At 59.5% G+C, this 19,116-nt stretch carries 18 protein-coding genes; 14 read left to right on the forward strand and 4 right to left on the reverse strand.

The features are described from left to right. Nucleotides 1-53: 53 nt before the first annotated feature. Together FBAL_RS04905 and FBAL_RS04910 are read left to right on the forward strand one after the other, a co-directional pair. The gene (locus tag FBAL_RS04905; RefSeq protein WP_013344461.1) at nucleotides 54-527 is read left to right on the forward strand and encodes a flavodoxin; all 474 of its coding nucleotides are present in this window, start codon (nucleotides 54-56) and stop codon (nucleotides 525-527) included. A 4-nt stretch (nucleotides 528-531) separates the two neighbouring features. Beyond that, on the forward strand, nucleotides 532-1,950 hold the full coding sequence (locus FBAL_RS04910) for a PTS transporter subunit EIIC (protein WP_013344462.1): 1,419 nt from the start codon (nucleotides 532-534) through the stop codon (nucleotides 1,948-1,950). A gap of 3 nt (nucleotides 1,951-1,953) precedes the next feature. On the opposite strand, the gene FBAL_RS04915 is transcribed toward FBAL_RS04910, so the two are convergent. From FBAL_RS04915 to map, 4 genes are all read right to left on the reverse strand, one after another. Then, on the reverse strand, nucleotides 1,954-2,304 hold the full coding sequence (locus FBAL_RS04915; protein WP_013344463.1) for a DUF3718 domain-containing protein: 351 nt from the start codon (nucleotides 2,302-2,304) through the stop codon (nucleotides 1,954-1,956). A 342-nt stretch (nucleotides 2,305-2,646) separates the two neighbouring features. After that, nucleotides 2,647-3,471: a 2,3,4,5-tetrahydropyridine-2,6-dicarboxylate N-succinyltransferase gene (gene dapD, locus FBAL_RS04920; RefSeq protein ID WP_013344464.1), complete on the reverse strand. Its 825-nt coding sequence runs from the start codon at nucleotides 3,469-3,471 to the stop codon at nucleotides 2,647-2,649. A 9-nt stretch (nucleotides 3,472-3,480) separates the two neighbouring features. Beyond that, nucleotides 3,481-6,057, reverse strand: coding sequence for a [protein-PII] uridylyltransferase (gene glnD, locus FBAL_RS04925; RefSeq protein ID WP_013344465.1), 2,577 nt, complete (start codon nucleotides 6,055-6,057; stop codon nucleotides 3,481-3,483). Nucleotides 6,058-6,065: 8 nt separating this feature from the next. Further along, complete coding sequence (gene map / locus FBAL_RS04930; RefSeq protein WP_013344466.1) at nucleotides 6,066-6,860, reverse strand: type I methionyl aminopeptidase; 795 nt, start codon at nucleotides 6,858-6,860, stop codon at nucleotides 6,066-6,068. 271 nt (nucleotides 6,861-7,131) lie between these two features. On the opposite strand from map, the gene rpsB reads away from it, so the two are divergent. From rpsB to fabZ, 12 genes are all read left to right on the forward strand, one after another. Next, nucleotides 7,132-7,860: a 30S ribosomal protein S2 gene (gene rpsB / locus FBAL_RS04935; protein ID WP_013344467.1), complete on the forward strand. Its 729-nt coding sequence runs from the start codon at nucleotides 7,132-7,134 to the stop codon at nucleotides 7,858-7,860. A 109-nt stretch (nucleotides 7,861-7,969) separates the two neighbouring features. After that, entirely contained in the window at nucleotides 7,970-8,842 is an 873-nt protein-coding gene (gene tsf, locus FBAL_RS04940; protein WP_013344468.1) for a translation elongation factor Ts, read from the forward strand. Between the two features lie 69 nt (nucleotides 8,843-8,911). Then, the gene (gene pyrH, locus FBAL_RS04945; protein ID WP_013344469.1) at nucleotides 8,912-9,643 is read left to right on the forward strand and encodes a UMP kinase; all 732 of its coding nucleotides are present in this window, start codon (nucleotides 8,912-8,914) and stop codon (nucleotides 9,641-9,643) included. 24 nt (nucleotides 9,644-9,667) lie between these two features. Beyond that, nucleotides 9,668-10,225: a ribosome recycling factor gene (gene frr / locus FBAL_RS04950; RefSeq protein ID WP_013344470.1), complete on the forward strand. Its 558-nt coding sequence runs from the start codon at nucleotides 9,668-9,670 to the stop codon at nucleotides 10,223-10,225. Nucleotides 10,226-10,314: 89 nt separating this feature from the next. Further along, nucleotides 10,315-11,067, forward strand: coding sequence for a polyprenyl diphosphate synthase (gene uppS / locus FBAL_RS04955; protein ID WP_013344471.1), 753 nt, complete (start codon nucleotides 10,315-10,317; stop codon nucleotides 11,065-11,067). A 62-nt stretch (nucleotides 11,068-11,129) separates the two neighbouring features. Then, nucleotides 11,130-11,984: a phosphatidate cytidylyltransferase gene (locus FBAL_RS04960; protein WP_013344472.1), complete on the forward strand. Its 855-nt coding sequence runs from the start codon at nucleotides 11,130-11,132 to the stop codon at nucleotides 11,982-11,984. Between the two features lie 4 nt (nucleotides 11,985-11,988). Further along, a complete protein-coding gene (gene ispC / locus FBAL_RS04965; protein ID WP_013344473.1) occupies nucleotides 11,989-13,179 on the forward strand; it encodes a 1-deoxy-D-xylulose-5-phosphate reductoisomerase in 1,191 nt (396 codons plus the stop codon). Then, nucleotides 13,179-14,528, forward strand: coding sequence for a sigma E protease regulator RseP (gene rseP, locus FBAL_RS04970; RefSeq protein WP_013344474.1), 1,350 nt, complete (start codon nucleotides 13,179-13,181; stop codon nucleotides 14,526-14,528). Before ispC ends, rseP begins: the two co-directional genes overlap by 1 nt. Before the next feature lie 29 nt (nucleotides 14,529-14,557). Beyond that, nucleotides 14,558-17,056 carry an outer membrane protein assembly factor BamA gene (gene bamA, locus FBAL_RS04975; RefSeq protein ID WP_013344475.1) on the forward strand — a complete coding sequence of 833 codons (2,499 nt, stop codon included), beginning with the start codon at nucleotides 14,558-14,560 and terminating at the stop codon, nucleotides 17,054-17,056. A gap of 41 nt (nucleotides 17,057-17,097) precedes the next feature. Then, complete coding sequence (locus FBAL_RS04980) at nucleotides 17,098-17,601, forward strand: OmpH/Skp family outer membrane protein (protein WP_013344476.1); 504 nt, start codon at nucleotides 17,098-17,100, stop codon at nucleotides 17,599-17,601. Nucleotides 17,602-17,604: 3 nt separating this feature from the next. Continuing rightward, nucleotides 17,605-18,642: a UDP-3-O-(3-hydroxymyristoyl)glucosamine N-acyltransferase gene (gene lpxD, locus FBAL_RS04985; RefSeq protein ID WP_013344477.1), complete on the forward strand. Its 1,038-nt coding sequence runs from the start codon at nucleotides 17,605-17,607 to the stop codon at nucleotides 18,640-18,642. 21 nt (nucleotides 18,643-18,663) lie between these two features. Beyond that, nucleotides 18,664-19,113 (forward strand): 3-hydroxyacyl-ACP dehydratase FabZ, encoded by a 450-nt coding sequence (gene fabZ / locus FBAL_RS04990; protein ID WP_013344478.1) that lies wholly within the window; start codon nucleotides 18,664-18,666, stop codon nucleotides 19,111-19,113. Nucleotides 19,114-19,116: the final 3 nt, after the last annotated feature.

The following is a 19,116-nucleotide window of genomic DNA, read 5'->3' on the forward strand; positions in this document are numbered from 1 at the left end:
AAAGTGCCCCTTACAGTAAGTTGGAAACCTCTGGGTTTCAAGTGGATCACTCAATGGCAGCATTTCATCTGGCGGTCGGCAGCGTATACGGTGCCGCAGAACACGTGGCAGAACAGTTGACCGAGAAGCTGAGCGAACAGGGGCACCAGGTGCACCTGATTGAAAGCGACGACCCTCAGGTCATCATCGATGCCAGCAAAGACGTGCTGTTGGTGATCACCTCTACCACCGGCAGCGGTGACCTGCCGGACAACCTGGCCCCCCTGTTTTTTGCCCTGAAAGACCGTTTCCCGCTTCTGCCCGATCTCCGTTATGGCGTCATTGCGCTGGGCGACAGCAGCTACGGCGAAACCTACTGTGGCGCCGGCCGCCAGTTTGACGAACTGCTGGAGGAGCTGGGAGCCCGGCGGGTGGGTGAGCGTCTGCAGATCGATGCCTGTGAGACCTTCGCTCCGGAGGAGGAGGCACTCAAGTGGCTGCCGGACTGGCTGGCTCAGTTGGAGCAGCAAACCGCCAACACCGCCTGAGCCAATGAAAAGCGGCTGGTTCCACCGCCTGCAGAGGGTCGGCAAGGCCCTGATGGTGCCGGTCGCGGTGTTGCCGGTGGCGGGCCTGCTGGTCGGCCTCGGCACCAGTCCTATCCCCTTTATTCCTGACCTGCTTGGCGACCTGCTGCTCTACTGCGGCGCCGCCGTCTTCTCCCTGTTGCCCCTGATGTTTGCCATTGCGGTGGCGCTGACGTTCAGCCATCAGGATGGCACTGCGGCGCTGGCCGCGACCACCGGTTACGCGTCGATGCTGGCGGCCATGGCGGTGCTGGCGATGCACTTTGGCTGGCCGACCCGTGATGTTCTGGGATTTGAAACCCTGGACACCGGTGTGCTCGGTGGCGTCCTGATGGGGTTGGTGACCGGTGCGGTTTACCGTCGCTTTCATCAGGTCCGGTTGCCGGAGTTTCTGGCCTTTTTCTCCGGGCGCCGGCTGGTGCCGCTGGTTAACGTGTTGGCCGGGATGGTGCTGGCGGTGTTGCTGGCGTCTCTGTGGCCATTGCTGGCACTGGGACTGGACCGGTTCTCCGAGTGGGCCATCTACCAACAACCGATACTGGCCTGGGGTCTTTATGGCGCGGTCGAGCGGCTGTTGATCCCGTTAGGGTTGCACCACATCTGGAACCTGACGTTCTTTTATGAGTTGGGCAGCTACTCTACCGCCGGCGGTTATCTGGTGCAGGGCGAGGTGGGGCGTTTTCTGGCGGGGGATCCCAATGCCGGTCATCTGGCCGGGGGCTACCTGATTAAGATGTTTGGCCTGCCAGCGGCTGCACTGGCCATCTGGCGTTGCGCCGAGCCCGCTCAGCGTGCGCAAACCGGTGGCATTATGCTGTCGGCAGCGGTGACCAGTGCGCTCACCGGGGTGACCGAGCCCATCGAGTTCGCCTTCCTGTTTATCGCCCCGGGCCTGTTTTTGCTGCACGCCCTGTTGACTGGCCTGGCCTACATGATAGCGGTGCAGCTGGCGGTCCATCACGGCATGGTGTTTTCGCAGGGCCTGATCGACTTTTCCCTCTACTTCCACCTGGCTGACAACCTGGTTCAGCTGGTGTGGCTGGGGCCCCTGTTTGCCGGCTTGTATTACCTGGTATTCACCCTGGCCATCCGCCACTTCAATCTGCCTACGCCGGGGCGTCACCGTCACCGGGCCCGCCGGGTTCGCCAGCGCACAGCGCCCGCGTTGCTGGCGGCACTGGGTGGGGCGGAAAACCTGAATGATCTGGATGCCTGCCTGACCCGGCTTCGGTTGTCGGTCTATGACCCGGACAAAGTGGATGAAGCGGCGCTGAAACGGCTGGGGGCGAAAGCGGTGATTCGTCATGGCCTGGGGGTACAGGTGGTTGTAGGCCCCCAGGCGGAAGGGTTGAAGTCAGCGCTGCAACAAGCGCTGGGTCACTGACCGTTACGGTGCCATATCAAACCACACCTCAACCGGTGCATTCATTGACAGATCCTGGATGGAGACGGTACCTGGCAGGTAACGCTCGATCCGTGCGGCCGTGCGGTCATTGCCCCGACTCAGGGCAAAGGTGTGGATGTCTTCCCCGTTACAGACCAGCTTGGGCAGAACCCGGTGGCCGTTGATGCGGTAAGTTTTCATGGTCTGGTTAAAGGTGACGGGTTGGTTGGTCAGGCTGGCTTTGCATACCGCAACCAGAGACTGTTCCATCCATCCGGTAAAGGCCGCCTGGGCGGTGGCACTGGCCATTAACCCTGTAGCCAGGGTGGCTGCGATGGCGTAACGCGTTTTCATAACCGAGCTCCTGCTGAGGTGCACAACGCTCAATAAAGATGGTGTGATGGCCGCGTTCGCGCCTGTTTCACTGTGTTGCCGAGGATTGCTGAGGGCGACTGCGTCGCAAGAAACGCGGGAAGTGGCGGAGATTGAACCCGCTTTGTTGTCATTGCTGCTTACAAATCAAGCCCCAAAACGGCCCAAATGGTCCCTGTCCCGGCGCAATATTCGGTGAGTGTGTGTAAACGTGAAAAAGGGTGTCTGTGGACACAACTCTGCCCATTCAGACACCCTTTTTACGTTTTCTTACCCTTGTTACCGGCCCTTACAAATTGATGCCGGCAATCGGGGGAGAATCACTTATTCAGCGGCGCGCAGCAGCTCATTGATGCCCACTTTGCCACGGGTCTTGGCGTCCACCTTCTTAACGATGATGGCGGCGTACAGGTCACAGGTGCCGCACTTGGACGGCAGGGTGCCGGACACGACCACCGAGCCTGCCGGTACGCGACCGTAGTGGATCTCACCGGTCTCGCGGTCGTAGATGCGGGTGCTCTGGCCGATGTACACGCCCATGGAGATCACGGAACCTTCCTCGACGATCACGCCTTCCACCACTTCAGAGCGAGCGCCGATAAAGCAGTTGTCTTCGATGATGGTCGGGCTGGCTTGCAGCGGCTCCAGTACGCCACCGATGCCGACGCCACCGGAGAGGTGTACGTTCTTACCAATTTGGGCACAGGAGCCCACAGTGGCCCAGGTGTCGACCATGGTGCCTTCGTCGACGTAGGCACCGATGTTGACGTAGGAGGGCATCAGCACGGTGTTCTTGGCGATAAAGGCGCCCTGGCGAACCGCTGCCGGCGGCACAACGCGCATCCCTTCAGCACGGAAGCGAGCTTCGTCGTAGTCGGCAAACTTCATCGGTACCTTGTCGTAGAAGCGGGTTTCCGCGCCTTCCATAACCTGGTTGTCGAACAGTCGGAACGACAACAGCACCGCCTTTTTCAGCCACTCATTCACGACCCATTTGCCGTCCTGTTTTTCGGCAACGCGGGCAGCGCCGCTGTCCAGCATGGCCAGAACGGATTTAACGTCGGCCACCAGGCTGGCGTCGGCGTTGGCGGGGGTGATGTTGGCGCGGTCTTCAAAAGCCGCTTCGATGCGTTGTTGCAGTTCGGTCATTCCGTACTCCTAGGGTTGGTCTTGCTCCAGCGCGCCCACCAGGGCGCGGCTCAGAGTATCCTGCTCGGCCGGGCTTAACGCCTGGCCTTCGGGGTTGCAAAGCATAAAGAAATCTTCCGCCTTTTCCCCCACGGTGGTGATTTTAGCGGCCTGAATGGACAGTTCGCAGCGATCAAACACCTGGGCGATCTGGGCCAGCAGGCCCGGCCGATCCAGCGTTACCAGCTCCATCATGGTGCAGTTTTTGCGCTGGCTGGAAAGAAATTGCACCCGGGTGGGGACCCGGAAAGAGCGCAATTTTCGAGACAGCGGACGCAGAGGGCGAGCGGTTAAGGTGCCCTTGGTCAGTGCGGTATTGAGACTGTGGCGAAGCCGGTTGATCCGCGAGGGATCCTGAATCGGATGGCCATCATGCTCAAGGATGACGAAGCTGTCCAGTGCGTAGCCGTCGCGAGTGGTGAAGATCTGGGCGTCATGCACCGAAACCCGCTTGGCGTCGAGCTGGGCCATCACCATGGCAAACAGCCCGGGTCGGTCCGGCCCGTACACCAGCAGCTCAGTGCCGCCCCGGGTGACGTGGGTGGAGAGGTGCACCTGGTAGGCTTCCAGATCCCGCCCCAGCAGCATCTCTGAGTGCCACTGGATCTGGGCCGGGCTGAAGCGCAGGAAGTAGTCCGCCGACAGGCGCTGCCACAACGCGTCGATCTGCTCCGGCATAAAACCCTGCCGAACCAGCTGGTTGTGAGCCTTGCCCTTGTGTTCACGGATGCGGGCGCGGCTGTCCACCGGCTTGGCCATGCCGGCATTCAGGCGGTCGCGGGCGGCGTGATACAGCTCCCGCAGCAGTGACCCTTTCCAGTTGTTCCACAGCTTGTCGTTGGTGGCGCAGATGTCCGCCACGGTCAGGCAGTAGAGGTAGGAGAGGCGGTCGGCATCCTGAACCTGATCGGCGAAGGTTTCGATCACCTCCGGATCGGTGATGTCCCGGCGCTGGGCGGTGACCGACATCAGCAGGTGGTGCTCCACCAGCCACGCCACCAGGCGCCCATCGTGCACGTTCATATTGTGCTGCTGGCAGAACTGGCGCGCTTCCTCGGCGCCAATTTCGCTGTGGTCGCCACCCCGCCCCTTGCCGATGTCATGGAACAGCGCGGCCAGCACCAGCAGGCCCTTTTTCGGCAGTTGGTCGATCAGCACACTGCCAAGGGGGAAAATGTCCTTGTGCTCCGGGTCGGCAAAACGCTCGATAAACTGGAGCAGACGGTGGGTGTGTTCATCCACGGTAAAGGCGTGGAAGAGATCAAACTGCATCTGGCCGACGATGCGCTGCCACGGTTTCAGGTAGGTGGCCAGGATGCCATGACGGTGCATCAGCGAGAGCGCCTTGATGCCGTCCGGGTGGCGCAGAATGGCCATAAAGTGGGCCCGGCACTCAGGCAGCTCAGAGAGCGGCTGCTTCTGTTTACGACGGGCCTTACGCAACAGCCGCAGGGTGGCGGCGGACACCGTGTCCACCTCGCGCTGGCGGGCGGCCTGAACAAACAGTGCCAGGATTTGGCTTGGGTCGTCGAACACCTGATCGTGGGCCGCTTCGATCAGGCGGCCCCGGCGGATAAAGGGGCCTTCCAATGCCACCGGATCGGGCAGGGCCCGCTGCCGCAGCGTGGAACGGAACAGCCACAGCAGCATCTGGTTCAACTCCCGTACCGCCCGGACCGTGCGGTAGTAGCGCTTCATCATCTGCTCCACCGCCAACTGGGTGTCGTCGCGGTAGCCCATCAGACTGGCTACGGCCCGTTGGTGGTCGAACAGCAGACGGTCTTCCGCCCGGCCAGCAACACAGTGCAGGGCAAAGCGAAGACGCCACAGGTGGTCGCGGCAGGTGTTGAGCTCTTCCAACTCCTCCGGCGCGAGGAAGTCGTGGCTGACCAGCTCGGCCAGGCAGGAGGCATTAAAGTGACGCATCGCGACCCAGCTGATGGTCTGGATGTCGCGCAGACCGCCCGGGCAGGATTTGAGGTTGGGTTCGAGGTCGAAGGCGCTGGCTTTGTTGTGGCGGGCCTGTTGCTCGGTGAGCTTGGCTTCGAAGAAGGGCGCGCTGGGCCAGAAATCGTCCTGGCTGATCGCCTCCTGAAGTTCGGCATAGAGGCTGGTGTCGCCGGTTAAGGGGCGGGACTCCAGCAGGTTGGTGGCGATGGTGATGTCGGCACTGGCCTGGGCCAGGGTTTCTGCCACCGAGCGGACCGAGTGGCCCACTTCCAGCCGGGCATCCCACAACGCTTGCAGCAGGGTAGTGAGCTTGGCTTCCAAAGCCGCGCTGGGCTCCGGGCCGGTCAGGATCAGCAGGTCGACGTCGGAGTGGGGGTGCAGTTCGCAGCGGCCATAACCGCCGACGGCCACCAGGGTGGCCGCCTCACCGTCCAGGCCGAAATGGTGCCAGAGGCGGACCAGGTTCTGGTCCATCTCATAAGCCCGTTCGGCCAACAGGACGCCGATCGCCTCGCCGTCGATGAATTTCTGCCGGGCCGACTCGGCCTGGGCGCGTAAATTATCCCGGCATTGGGAGATGGCGTCCTTGTCCGTCATGCTGTCTCTCAGGCGTGTTCAATCACGCGGGGCAGAATGCCCTCTTCGTCGGCGCGCAGGGTCAGCACTTCACAGCCGTTTTCGGTCACCAGCAGGGTGTGCTCGTACTGGGCAGAGGGTTGGCCGTCTTTGGTGGTGGCGGTCCAGCCATCTTTCTTGCTGACTTTGCAGCGGTAGTCACCGGCGTTGATCATCGGCTCGATGGTGAAGCACATGCCGGCTTTGATCTCGAGCTTGCCGCGGTTGCGGTAGTGCACGATCTGCGGCTCTTCGTGGAAGGTGGCACCAATGCCGTGACCGCAGAAGTCGCGTACCACGGAGAAGCCCGCTTTTTCGGCGATGGGCTGAATCACCGCGCCGATGTCGCTGATGCAGGCGCCGGGCTTGATGACCTTGATGGATTCATACAGGGCTTCTTGAGTCACTTCGCACAGCTTGCGGTTACGCGGCGAGGTGTTGCCGACGATGAACATGCGTGAGGTGTCACCGTGGTAGCCGTCTTTGATCACGGTGATGTCGATATTAACGATGTCGCCGTCTTTCAGTTTCTTGTGGCTGGGGATGCCGTGACAGACCACTTCGTTGATGGAGATGCAGGTGGACTTGGGGAAGCCGTGGTAGTTGAGCGGCGCCGGGATCGCTTGCTGCTCGTTGACGATAAAGTCGTGGCAGATCTGGTTCAGCTCATCGGTGGTGACACCCGCTTTGACATGGGGCTCAATCATCTCCAGAACCTGGGCAGCCAGCCGGCCGGCCACACGCATTTTCTCGATCTCTTCAGGGGTCTTGATGACGATGGTCATTAGTCTACTCTTTAGTCGGTTTTTGCCTGCAAAAAACGCCCGCCGAATTTGAGCCTGAGGGCGCGTTATGGTATAAAGCGCGCCGACTCTGGCGAGTCTGTGGCGGGAGGGGCCCTATGGGCAACTGCAGTTCGGGCTCAATGGACGTCATTATATCTGTAAAGTGACTTTATAAACCACACACGTACCGGCACATGCTCCGGGGTGCCCGAAAGGGTCGGAACATGGGGTGCGTGGAGGCTTAACCCCAACTTAATTTTTGAGGAATATCATGGCTACTGTATCCATGCGCGACATGCTGAAGGCCGGTGTGCACTTCGGTCACCAAACCCGTTACTGGAACCCCAAGATGAAGCCGTTCATCTTCGGTGCTCGTAACAAGGTTCACATCATCAACCTGGAACACACTGTTCCGATGATGAACGAAGCCCTGGCCTACCTGGGTGGCGTTGCTTCCAAGAACGGTAAAGTTCTGTTCGTTGGTACCAAGCGCGCTGCAGGTCAAGCTGTCCGCGAAGCAGCTCAAAGCTGTGACCAGTTCTACGTCGACAACCGCTGGCTGGGCGGTATGCTGACCAACTGGAAGACCGTACGTCAGTCCATCAAGCGCCTGAAAGACCTGGAAGCTCAAGCTCAAGACGGCACCTTCGAAAAGCTGACCAAGAAAGAAGCGCTGATGCGTTCTCGTGAAATGGCCAAGCTGGAGAAGTCTCTGGGTGGTATCAAAGACATGGGCGGTCTGCCGGACGCTCTGTTCGTGATCGACGCTGAGCACGAGCACATTGCTATCAAAGAAGCCAACAACCTGGGTATCCCGGTAGTGGCTATCGTTGATACCAACACCAACCCGGATGGCGTTGACTACATCGTACCGGGTAACGACGATGCGATCCGCGCCATTCAGCTGTACACCGGCGCTGTTGCTCAAGCCGTTAAAGAAGGCCGTTCTCAGGATCTGGCTGTTCAGGCTGAGCAAGACGGTTTCGTTGAAGCCGAGTAATAGGGCGGATTGCTTGCAATCTCCCAAAGACCAAGCTGAATGATTGGTTTAACGGGGGCCCTATGGCCCCTGTTTTTTAAATCCGACGATTCTCGAGAGGAATAGGACAATGGCAGTTACTGCTTCCCTGGTAAAAGAGCTGCGCGAGCGCACCGGCGCTGGCATGATGGATTGTAAGAAAGCCCTGGTAGAAACCAACGGCGATATCGAGCTGGCCATCGAGAACATGCGTAAGTCCGGTCTGGCTAAAGCCGCTAAGAAAGCCGGTCGTGTTGCCGCCGAAGGTACCATCGTAATCAAGCAAGAGAGCGGTGTTGCTGCAATGGTTGAAGTCAACTGCGAAACCGACTTCGTTGCCATGGACAAGTCTTTCCAGGCTCTGGCCAACGGCGTTGCTGACATCGCTCTGGCTGGCAAAATCACCGACATCGAAGCCCTGCGTGCGGCTCCGATGAACGATTCCGACGTTGAAACCGTTCGTGCTGAACTGGTTGCCAAGATCGGCGAAAACATGGCTGTTCGTCGTGTAGAAATCGTTGAAGGTTCCAACCTGGGTGCTTACATCCACGGCCGTAAGATCGGTGTTATCGCCGTTCTGGAAGGTGGTGATGAAGAGCTGGCCAAAGACGTTGCTATGCACGTTGCCGCTTGCAGCCCGCAGTTCGTAACCCCGGAAGACGTGTCCGAAGAAGTGGTTGCCAAAGAGCGTGAGATCCAGGTTGAACTGGCCATGAACTCTGGCAAGCCGAAAGAGATCGCTGAGAAGATGGTTGAAGGCCGTATGCGCAAGTTCACCGGCGAAGTATCTCTGACCGGTCAGCCGTTCGTTAAGGACCCGTCCATCACCGTTGGCAAACTGCTCGAGCAGCACGGCGCCAAGGTTGTTAACTTCGTTCGCCTGGAAGTGGGTGAAGGTATCGAGCGAGAAGAAGTAGACTTCGCTGCTGAAGTAGCTGCTCAAGTCGCCGCTGCCAAGGCCTAAGGCCACGCTTCTCAATCAAGATCAGACCGCAGCATCCGCTGCGGTCTTTTAGCATCAGGAAATCAGTCAATGAGCACCAATCCAAAACCTGCATACCGTCGTATTCTGCTGAAACTCAGCGGGGAAGCCCTGATGGGCGAGGAAGGGTTCGGCATCGATCCCAAGGTACTGGACCGTATGGCCCAGGAGATCAAAGAGCTGGTTGAGCTCGGCGTGCAAGTGGGTTTGGTGATCGGGGGCGGTAACCTGTTCCGCGGTGAAGGTCTGGCGAGTGCTGGCATGAACCGCGTGGTGGGCGATCACATGGGTATGTTGGCCACCGTGATGAACGGTCTGGCGATGCGCGATGCCCTGCACCGTGCTTATGTGAATGCCCGTCTGATGTCCGCCATTCCGCTCAACGGCGTGTGCGACAACTACAGCTGGGCCGAGGCGATCAGCCTGCTGAAGTCTGGCCGCGTGGTGATTTTCAGTGCCGGTACCGGCAACCCCTTCTTCACCACCGACTCCGCAGCCTGTCTGCGTGGCATCGAGATTGAAGCCGACGTTGTGCTCAAGGGCACCAAGGTTGACGGCGTGTACACCGACGACCCGGTCAAAAACCCCGATGCGACAAAATATGATAAGCTCAGCTACCAGGAAGTTCTGGAAAAAGAGTTAAAAGTGATGGACCTGTCTGCCTTTACTCTGGCCCGGGATCACCATCTTCCGATCATGGTGTTCAATATGAATGAGCCTGGCGCCCTGCGTCGCGTTGTAATGGGCGACAGCATCGGCACCGTGATCTGCGATCTGGATTAATCTGCTTCTAATAGGACGTACAACGTGATTAACGACATCAAGAAAGACGCCAAAGACCGCATGGTTAAGAGCGTAGAAGCCACCCAAACTCAGATGAGCAAGGTGCGTACCGGTCGCGCCCATCCCAGCCTGCTGGACAGCATCATGGTGTCCTACTACGGCGTTGATACCCCCCTGAAGCAGGTGGGTAACGTTACCACCGAAGATTCCCGCACCCTGGCGGTTACCGTATTCGACAAGAGCATGATCCAAGCGGTTGAGAAGGCGATCATGGCCTCTGACCTGGGTCTGAACCCGAACTCTGCTGGCACCATGATCCGCATCCCGCTGCCGCCGCTGACTGAAGAGCGTCGTCGCGATCTGGTTAAAGTGGTACGCGCGGAAGCCGAGCACGGCCGCGTTGCAGTACGTAACATCCGTCGTGATGCCAACAGCGACATCAAGGCGCTGGAAAAGGAAAAAGAGATCAGCGAGGACGATGCCCGTCGCGGTGAAGACGACATCCAGAAGCTGACCGATCAGTACGTGAAGCAGATCGACGCTATCCTGGCTGACAAAGAAAAAGAGTTGATGGAAGTCTAAGCTGACCCCATCTCCCTAGAGTTGAAACGCCGTGTAGGGGTATACTACGCGGCGTTTGTGTTTTTAACCCTATCAGGAAGTTCCACTGAATGACCCAACCGGATCCGCAACCGATTTCCGTTTCCACGCCCCGCCACATTGCCATCATCATGGATGGTAACGGCCGTTGGGCGGAAGCGCAGGGTCAACCGCGCGTCATGGGCCACCGGGCTGGCGTGAAGTCAGTGCGCAATGTGGTCGCCCTGTGTCGGGAACGTCAGGTGGAATCCCTGACCCTGTTTGCCTTCTCCAGTGAGAACTGGCACCGCCCTGAGCGCGAAGTCAAACTGCTGATGCGCCTGTTTACCACGGTGCTGCGCCGGGAAGTGAAGCTGCTTAAGAAAAACGATGTGCGGCTGAAGATCATCGGCGATGTCAGCGGTTTTGATGAGAAGCTGCAGGCGCGCATCCTCCAGGCCGAGGCGGATACCGCTGAGTGCACTGGCATGGTGCTGAATATCGCGGCCAACTATGGGGGTCGCTGGGACGTGGTTAACGCGGCCCGAAAATTGACGGAACTGGCGCTGCAAGGGGAGATTGCCGTCAGTGACATCGACGAAGCGCTGCTCGATCGCTTCACCTCATTGAGTGATCAGGCCGAAGTGGATCTGCTGATCCGCACAGGTGGTGAGCAACGCATCAGCAACTTTGTGTTGTGGCAGTGCGCCTACAGCGAACTGTTTTTTTCCGACACTCTGTGGCCCGACTTTGGCGAAGCCGCCTTGCAGGAGGCGCTCGACGCCTTCGCTTGCCGACAGCGGCGATTCGGTTTGACCAGCGCCCAGGTGGCGCCCGTCGCGTAAAGGGATGCTGCGCCCTCTACACTTCGCTCAGGCTATGACTAAAAAGAGAATAAGAGGTTTTTTTGCTTAAGCAACGTGTCCTGACCGCCCTGTGTCTGCTGCCTTTGGCCCTGGCCGGGATCTTCATGCTGCCCTTGCCCACCTTTGCGTTGGCGGTTGCGGCGATTATCGTTCTTGCCGCACGGGAATGGGGCGCCCTGATCCGCCCCGGTGACCAGCTGATCAAAGGCGCTTATGCGGTGGCTGTTGCGCTGCTGCTGGGGGCCCTGATGGTGCTGGTGCCCGAGCCCTTGCTGTGGGTCGACCAACAGCTCCACCCGCTGGCCCACGGTGTCTTGCTGGCCGGTGGCTTGTGGTGGGTGGCCAGCTTGCTGCTGGTCCTGAGTTACCCCAAAAGTGCCCGCTGGTGGCACCGCTCCCCCTGGCTGAAATCTCTGTTTGGCCAACTGACCCTGCTGCCCTGTTTCGTTGCCCTGGTGGTGCTGAAAAGCTGGCCGGGCCTGGACAACCTCGATGGCGCTTATCTGGTACTGGCGGTTCTGCTGCTGGTGTGGGGCGCGGATACCGGCGCGTACTTTGTCGGTAAAGCCATCGGTAAAAACAAGCTGATCCCCCGTGTCAGCCCCGGCAAGACCCGCGAAGGGCTGTTCGGTGGCATGGCGGTATGCGCTCTGCTGGGCTTGCTGGGCGCCTATCTGGTGCCTAACCTCAGCGTGGTGGAGGCTCTGGCACTGGCTCTGATCACCGGCCTGGCCTCGGCGCTGGGCGATCTCACTGAAAGCATGTTCAAACGCGCCGCCGACATCAAAGACAGCGGCCGCCTGCTGCCGGGTCACGGTGGCATACTCGACCGCATCGATAGCGTCACCGCCGCCATGCCGGTGTTCGCGCTTCTCTATCTCTACTTCGGGATCTGATCTCATGCAAAACCTGGCGGTAATGGGTGCCACTGGTTCCATTGGAACCAGCACCCTGGACGTTGTCCGTCGTCACCCCGACCTGTACCGGGCCTACGCCCTGTGCGCCCACAGCAGCGCTGAGGCGATGGCTGAGCTGTGTCGGGAGTTTCGCCCTGCGTATGCGGTAATGGTCGACAGCGATGCGGCATTGCTGCTGGAGCGCGCTCTGGCCGGACAGGTGCCCACCAGGGTACTGGCCGGTGAGCAGGCGCTGATCGAAGTGGCGGGTCTGGCTGAGGTGGATACCGTGATGGCGGCCATCGTCGGCGCCGCCGGTCTGCACTCTACCCTGAAAGCGGTGGAGCAGGGCAAACGGGTACTGCTGGCCAACAAAGAGGCGCTGGTGGTATCCGGTCGCCTGTTTATGGATGCCGTCGCGCAAAGCGGTGCCACTCTGCTGCCGGTGGATTCTGAGCACAACGCCATCTTCCAGAGCCTGCCGCAGGCGGTGCAAGCCAACCTCGGTCACTGCGACCTGGCTGGCCACGGCATCTCTCATCTGCTGCTGACCGGTTCCGGTGGCCCCTTCCGCACCCGCGATCTGACCACTTTCGATGCCATCTCTCCGGCCGAAGCCTGCGCTCACCCGAACTGGAGCATGGGGCGCAAGATCTCGGTGGACTCCGCTACCATGATGAACAAGGGGCTGGAGTACGTGGAAGCGCGCTGGTTGTTTAACGCCAGTGCGGAACAGATCCAGGTGGTGATTCACCCGCAGAGCGTTATCCACTCGATGGTGCAGTACAAGGATGGCTCGGTCCTGGCTCAGATGGGCCAGCCGGATATGCGGACGCCCATCGCCCACAGCCTGGCCTACCCGGAGCGGATCCAGGCCGGTGTGGAACCATTGGACTTTTTCCGGGTCGGACAATTGACCTTCGAGCAACCGGACTTCGCTCGTTACCCCTGCCTGAAGTTGGCCATTGAGGCCTGCAATCACGGTCAGGAAGCGACCACGGTGATCAACGCCGCGAACGAAGTAGCGGTGGCGGCGTTTCTTGATGGACGCATTCGCTTTAGTGACATTGCCCGGGTAAATGGGTACTGTCTGGAGCAGGCTGAGCTGGCCCCCCTGGGCACATTGGAAGGCTTGGCACAATTGGATATCCAGGCCCGCGCCCTGGCGCAGGACTGGTTGAGCAGAGGACACTGATGCTGGCATTTGTATGGAACCTGGGCGCGTTTATCGTTGCGCTGGGGATCCTCGTTACCGTTCACGAGTTTGGCCACTTCTGGGTGGCACGCCGTTGTGGCGTCAAAGTGGAGCGCTTCTCCATCGGATTTGGTAAAGCGATCTGGCGTCGTACCGGCGCCGATGGCACTGAATACGTGGTGGCGATGATCCCGCTCGGCGGTTACGTCAAGATGCTGGATGGCCGGGTCGATGACCTGGCGCCGGAGATGGCTTCCCAGGCGTTTGACCGCAAGCCGGTCTGGCAACGCATCGCGGTGGTGTCCGCTGGTCCTCTGGCCAACTTCGCCTTTGCCCTGGTTGCCCTCTATGCGATGTACCTGGTGGGCGTGCCCGCGGTGCGTCCGGTGCTGGACAACCCGGCTCCTCAATCCATTGCAGAACAAGCCGGTCTTGAGCCGAAAAGCCTGATCACCTCAGTGGCGGGTCAGGAGGTACTGGATTGGGAAGCGGTGAACCTGGCGTTGCTGGGCCAACTGGGCCAGGAGCACATCGCCCTGACCGTGGAAACCCCCGGTGGTGGTCTGCGTGATGTGTCGCTGAATACCGCCAGTTGGAAGGTGAATCCGGAAACCCAATCCATTCTGGCCAGCCTGGGCCTGGTGCCTTGGTCGCCGAAGGCCACCGATACCCTGGCCTTTGTCGATGAGTCCGGTGCAGCGTATGCCGCCGGAGTGCGCCAGGGCGACCGCCTGCTCGCGTTGGGCGACCAGCCCTATCAGGACTGGGATGAGCTGGTGGCGATGGTGCAGGCGCATGCCGACAAACCTCTGGCCATTGAGGTTGAGCGTGCGGGTGAGCGCTTCAGTTACACCATGGTGCCCAAAGGCGAGCTTGAGAATGGTCAGCTGGTCGGCAAAATTGGCGTGGCGCCGGGTCGCGAAGACTGGCCCGAAGCCTACCGAATCGATTTGAAGTACGGCGCGTTTGACGCGCTGGTAAAAGGCGCCGAGCGGACTTGGGAGCTGACGGCGCTTACCCTGAAGATGATTGGCAACCTGTTTACCGGCGAAGTGTCGGTGAAGAGCCTCAGCGGCCCCATTTCCATCGCTCAGGGAGCGGGTGCCACAGCAGGTTTTGGTCTGGTCTACTTCCTCGGATTCCTGGCACTGATCAGTGTCAACCTCGGAATCATCAACCTGCTGCCTCTGCCTGTGCTTGATGGTGGCCACTTACTTTATTACTTTATTGAACTTTTAACGGGTCGTCCGGTGCCGGAGCGGGTACAGGAGATCGGTTTCCGAATCGGCTCGGCGCTACTTCTGTTGTTGATGTCCATTGCCATTGTCAACGATGTCGCCCGACTTTAGGGACTAAGGGAATAACAAGAAACGCGTCTATGAGACTGAATAAAATCATGGCGTCGATGCTGCTGGTCGGGGCGACCTATGCGGGTCATGCCCAGGCAGTCGGTTTCGAGCCGTTTGTCGTTGACGACATTAAAGTTGAAGGATTGCAGCGTGTTGCCCTTGGGGCGGCACTGCTTAACTTGCCGGTGAAGGTGGGCGACGAACTGGACCCACTGCTGCTGCAGCAATCCATCCGTGCCCTCTATGCCTCGTCCAATTTCGAAGACGTTCAGGTTTCCCGTGATGGCAATACCCTGGTGGTGAAGGTGACCGAGCGTCCCACCATCTCCAGCATCGTGCTTGACGGCAACAAAGACCTTAAAGATGAACAGCTGCAGGAGAGCCTCGACAGCTCCGGCGTGAAAGTGGGTGAACCGCTGGACCGCACCATCCTGTCCGAGATTGAGAAGGGCCTGCAGGACTTCTATTTCAGCGTTGGTAAGTACAACGCCCGGGTGGAAGCGCAGGTGGTTAACCTGCCCCGTAACCGGGTTGAACTGAAGTTTCAGTTTAAAGAGGGTGATGCCGCCGAGATCCACCAGATCAACGTGGTCGGCAATACCATCTTTGCCGACGATGAGCTGATCAGCCAGCTGGAACTGACCGACTACGTAGCCTGGTGGGACTTCTTTGGCGACCGCCGCTACCAGAAGCAGAAGCTGGAAGGGGACCTCGAAACCCTGACCTCCTACTATCAGGACCGCGGCTACATCCGTTTCCGTGTTGACTCCACCCAGGTGGCGATGACCCCCAACAAAATGGGTCTCTACGTCACCATCAACGTGGATGAAGGTGAGCAGTACTCGGTTAAGGAAGTGAACCTGACCGGCGAACTGCTCGGCAAGCGCGAGCTGATGGAGAAGCTGGTTCCGCTGGAACCCGGCAGCACCTACAACGGCGCCGAAGTGACCTTCACCGAGGAGATGCTCAGCAAGTTCCTCGGCCGCTATGGCTACGCCTACCCGGAAGTGACCACTTACCCCGAAATTGACGATGAAACCAAAGAGGTGACCCTCAACATCAACGTCAATCCGGGCAAGCGCGTGTACGTGCGCAACGTGGAGTTCACCGGTAACCAGGTGACCAAAGACGAAGTGCTGCGCCGCGAGATGCGTCAGATGGAAGGCGCGTGGCTCAACAGCCGTAACGTTGAGCTCTCCAAAGAGCGTCTGAACCGTCTGGGCTTCTTTGAAACCGTTGAATCCACCACCACCCCGGTGCCCGGCTCCGATGATCTGGTGGACGTGGCCTACAACGTGAAAGAGCAGCCGTCCGGCTCCTTCACCTTCGGTGTGGGCTACGGCACAGAGAGTAAGCTGAGCTTGCAGCTGGGTCTGTCCCAGAGCAACTTTATGGGCTCTGGTAACAGCGTTGGCATCAACGTGAACACCAACAGCTACTCCAAGAGCGTCAACCTCTCCTATCGTGATCCTTACTTCACCAAGGATGGCGTGAGCGCCGGCGGTAACGTCTACTGGTCCGCCTTTGACGCCGACCAGTTCTACCTCGAGTCCTATAAGAACGACTCCTACGGTGTCGCGTTTGACCTGTCCTGGCCGGTCAACGAATACAACCGACTGGGTGTTGGTGTGGGCTACCGCCACAACGAACTGTCCGAAGTGTCGCCGTACCAGCAGGTGCTCAAGTTCTACAACATCTACGCCGATGTGAACAACCCGACCACCACGCTGGCCTTCGACAACTACGAGTTGAACGCCAACTGGACGCGCAGCACCCTGAACCGGGGCATGTTCCCGACCGCGGGTAACAACCAGCGCCTGTCCGGTAAGATGACCGTGCCCGGCAGTGACAACCAGTACTTTAAGCTGAACTTTGATACCAGCTTCTACTACCCGCTGAACCGGACCCACGAGTGGGTGTTCCTGACCCGTGGCCGTCTCGGTTACGGTAACGGTTACGGCACCTTCGACAACGGTGGTGTTGAGCACGACCAGATCCTGCCGTTCTGGGAGAACTTCTACGCCGGTGGTAGCACCATCCTGCGTGGTTTCGAGACCAACTCCGTCGGTCCTCGTGCGTTCTACCTGACCGGCGACGGTACCCCCTGTATCCCTGACCCGTCCGGCTTCCCGGGCTGTGGTCTGCCGGGTGATCCGGACACCATTACCGTAGAGAATGGCCGTTCCGTGGGGGGTAACGCCATCGCGACCCTGAGTGCTGAGCTGATCGTCCCCACCCCGTTCCTGGACGAAGCGTACCGCAACACCGTGCGTACCTCGCTGTTCGTCGATGCCGGTAACGTGTGGGACACCGAGTTCGAGTACGACAGTTACCGCTTCCTGCCGCAGTCAGAGTTTGATAAGTTGCAGGATTTCTCCGACCCAAGCCGCATCCGTGCTTCTTACGGTTTGTCCGTGCAGTGGGTTTCCCCGATGGGGCCGATGGTGTTCAGCCTGGCCTGGCCCATCAAGGAGTACGAGGGAGACAGAACGGAAGTCTTCTCGTTTAACATTGGCCGCACGTTCTAAGCCGACGTGGGTTTGAGATTCTTTTTGAAGGAGTGAGTGTTTTGAAAAAAGTGATTGCTACTGCCGCCCTGATGCTGGCGACCCTGGCTCCGGCCGCAATGGCGGAACAGAAGATCGCCATCGTGGACATGGGCGCAGTTGTGGCTCAGCACCCGCAGCGTGAAGCCATCGGTCAGCAGATGGAAAAAGACTTCGGCGAGCGTATGGCCGAAGTGCGCAAACTGCAGGAAGAGCTGCGTGGTCTGGCTGAGAAGAGCCAGCGCGACGGCGCCCTGATGAGCGCAGACCAGAAGACCGAGCTGGAGCGTCAGGCTCAGGCCCTGCAATCTGACCTGCAACTGAAAGGCAAAGCCCTGGAAGAGGACATGCAGAAGCGTCAGAACCAGGAGCAGCAGAAGATCCTGATGGACGTAAAACGCGCCATCGACTCTGTTGCTGCGGCTGAAGGCTATGACATTGTTCTGGAAGCCCGTGCCGCCCTGTTCGCCACTGACCAGGTGGACATCTCTGCTAAGGTTGTGGAAACCATCTCCAAAGGCAACTGATCCATGACGACGATGACCCTGGCGCAGTTGGCGAGCGCCTTAGAGGCTCGTCTGCAGGGTAATGGCGACACCCTCATTGAGGGTGTCGCTACGTTGGGCAATGCCAACGCCTCGCAGATCGCCTTCCTGGCCAACAGTAAGTACCGCAGTCATTTGGACAGCACCGCCGCCGGGGCGGTGATTTTGTCTGAAGCGGATGCGGAACATTTCTCCGGCAATGCGCTGATCATGGCGAACCCCTACCTGGGTTACGCTCAGGTGGCGCAGCTGCTTGATACCACTCCGGATTGTGCCGAAGGCGTCCATCCCACCGCGGTGGTGCACCCGGAAGCCACTCTGGGCGACAATGTCAGCCTCGGAGCCAACGTGGTGATCGAAGCCGGCGCCATTATCGGTGATAATGTGCAGATCGGCCCCGGTTGCGTCATTGGCCGTGGTGCCCAGCTGGGTGCTGGCACCAAACTGTGGGCCAACGTGACCGTGTACCACAACGTGATTGTGGGCCAGGACTGCCTGGTGCACAGCGGCGCGGTAATCGGTTCCGACGGTTTTGGCTACGCCAACGAAAAGGGCCAGTGGGTGAAGATCCCGCAGCTGGGCTCGGTTCGTATCGGCGACCGGGTTGAGATCGGGGCCAACACCTGTATCGACCGCGGTGCGCTGGATGACACCATCATCGAAGAGGGCGTCATCTTGGATAACCTGGTGCAGATTGCCCACAACGATGTGATTGGCGCCCATACCGCCATCGCCGGTGCCACCGTTCTGGCGGGCAGCACCACCATCGGCAAGTACTGCATCATCGGTGGCAACAGTGCCATCGCCGGTCACCTGACCATCGCTGACGGCACCCACATCTCCGGTATGACTGGGGTAACCGGAAGCATCAAGGAAAAAGGGCTGTACGCCTCACCCCCGCCGCTGCAGGAAGCAAAACAATGGCGAAAAAATAGCGTGCGCATGCGACAGCTGGACGAGATGTACCGCCGCCTGCGTGAACTGGAAAAGCAGATGGCCAACCTGGCCACTGACGACGACTAATTTTCTGTTGAGGACAGTGCTTTGTCAGAGCAACTGAACACCATGGACATCCAGGAGATCCTGGATTACCTGCCCCACCGCCACCCTTTCGTCCTGGTGGATCGCGTGCTGGAGATCGTCCCGGGCGAGCGCCTGGTGGCGCGCAAGAACGTCACCTTTAACGAGCCCTTTTTCCCGGGTCACTTCCCCAATATGGCCATCATGCCGGGGGTACTGATTCTGGAAGCGCTGGCTCAGGCCTCCGCCATCCTGGCGTTCAAAACCCATGGTAAACAGGACAACGCGCTGTACCTGTTCGCCGGCATCGACAACGCCCGCTTTAAGCAGCCGGTCGTGCCGGGCGACAGCCTGACCCTGGAAGTGGAAGCCATCAAAGAACGTCGTGGCATCGGCTTCTACAGCGCCCGTGCGCTGGTTGATGGCAAGGTGGTGTGCAGCGCCGACCTGATGTGTGCCAAACGCGAGATTTAAGCC

The sequence above is a fragment of the Ferrimonas balearica DSM 9799 genome (assembly GCF_000148645.1).
GTDB classification, from domain to species: Bacteria; Pseudomonadota; Gammaproteobacteria; order Enterobacterales; family Shewanellaceae; genus Ferrimonas; species Ferrimonas balearica.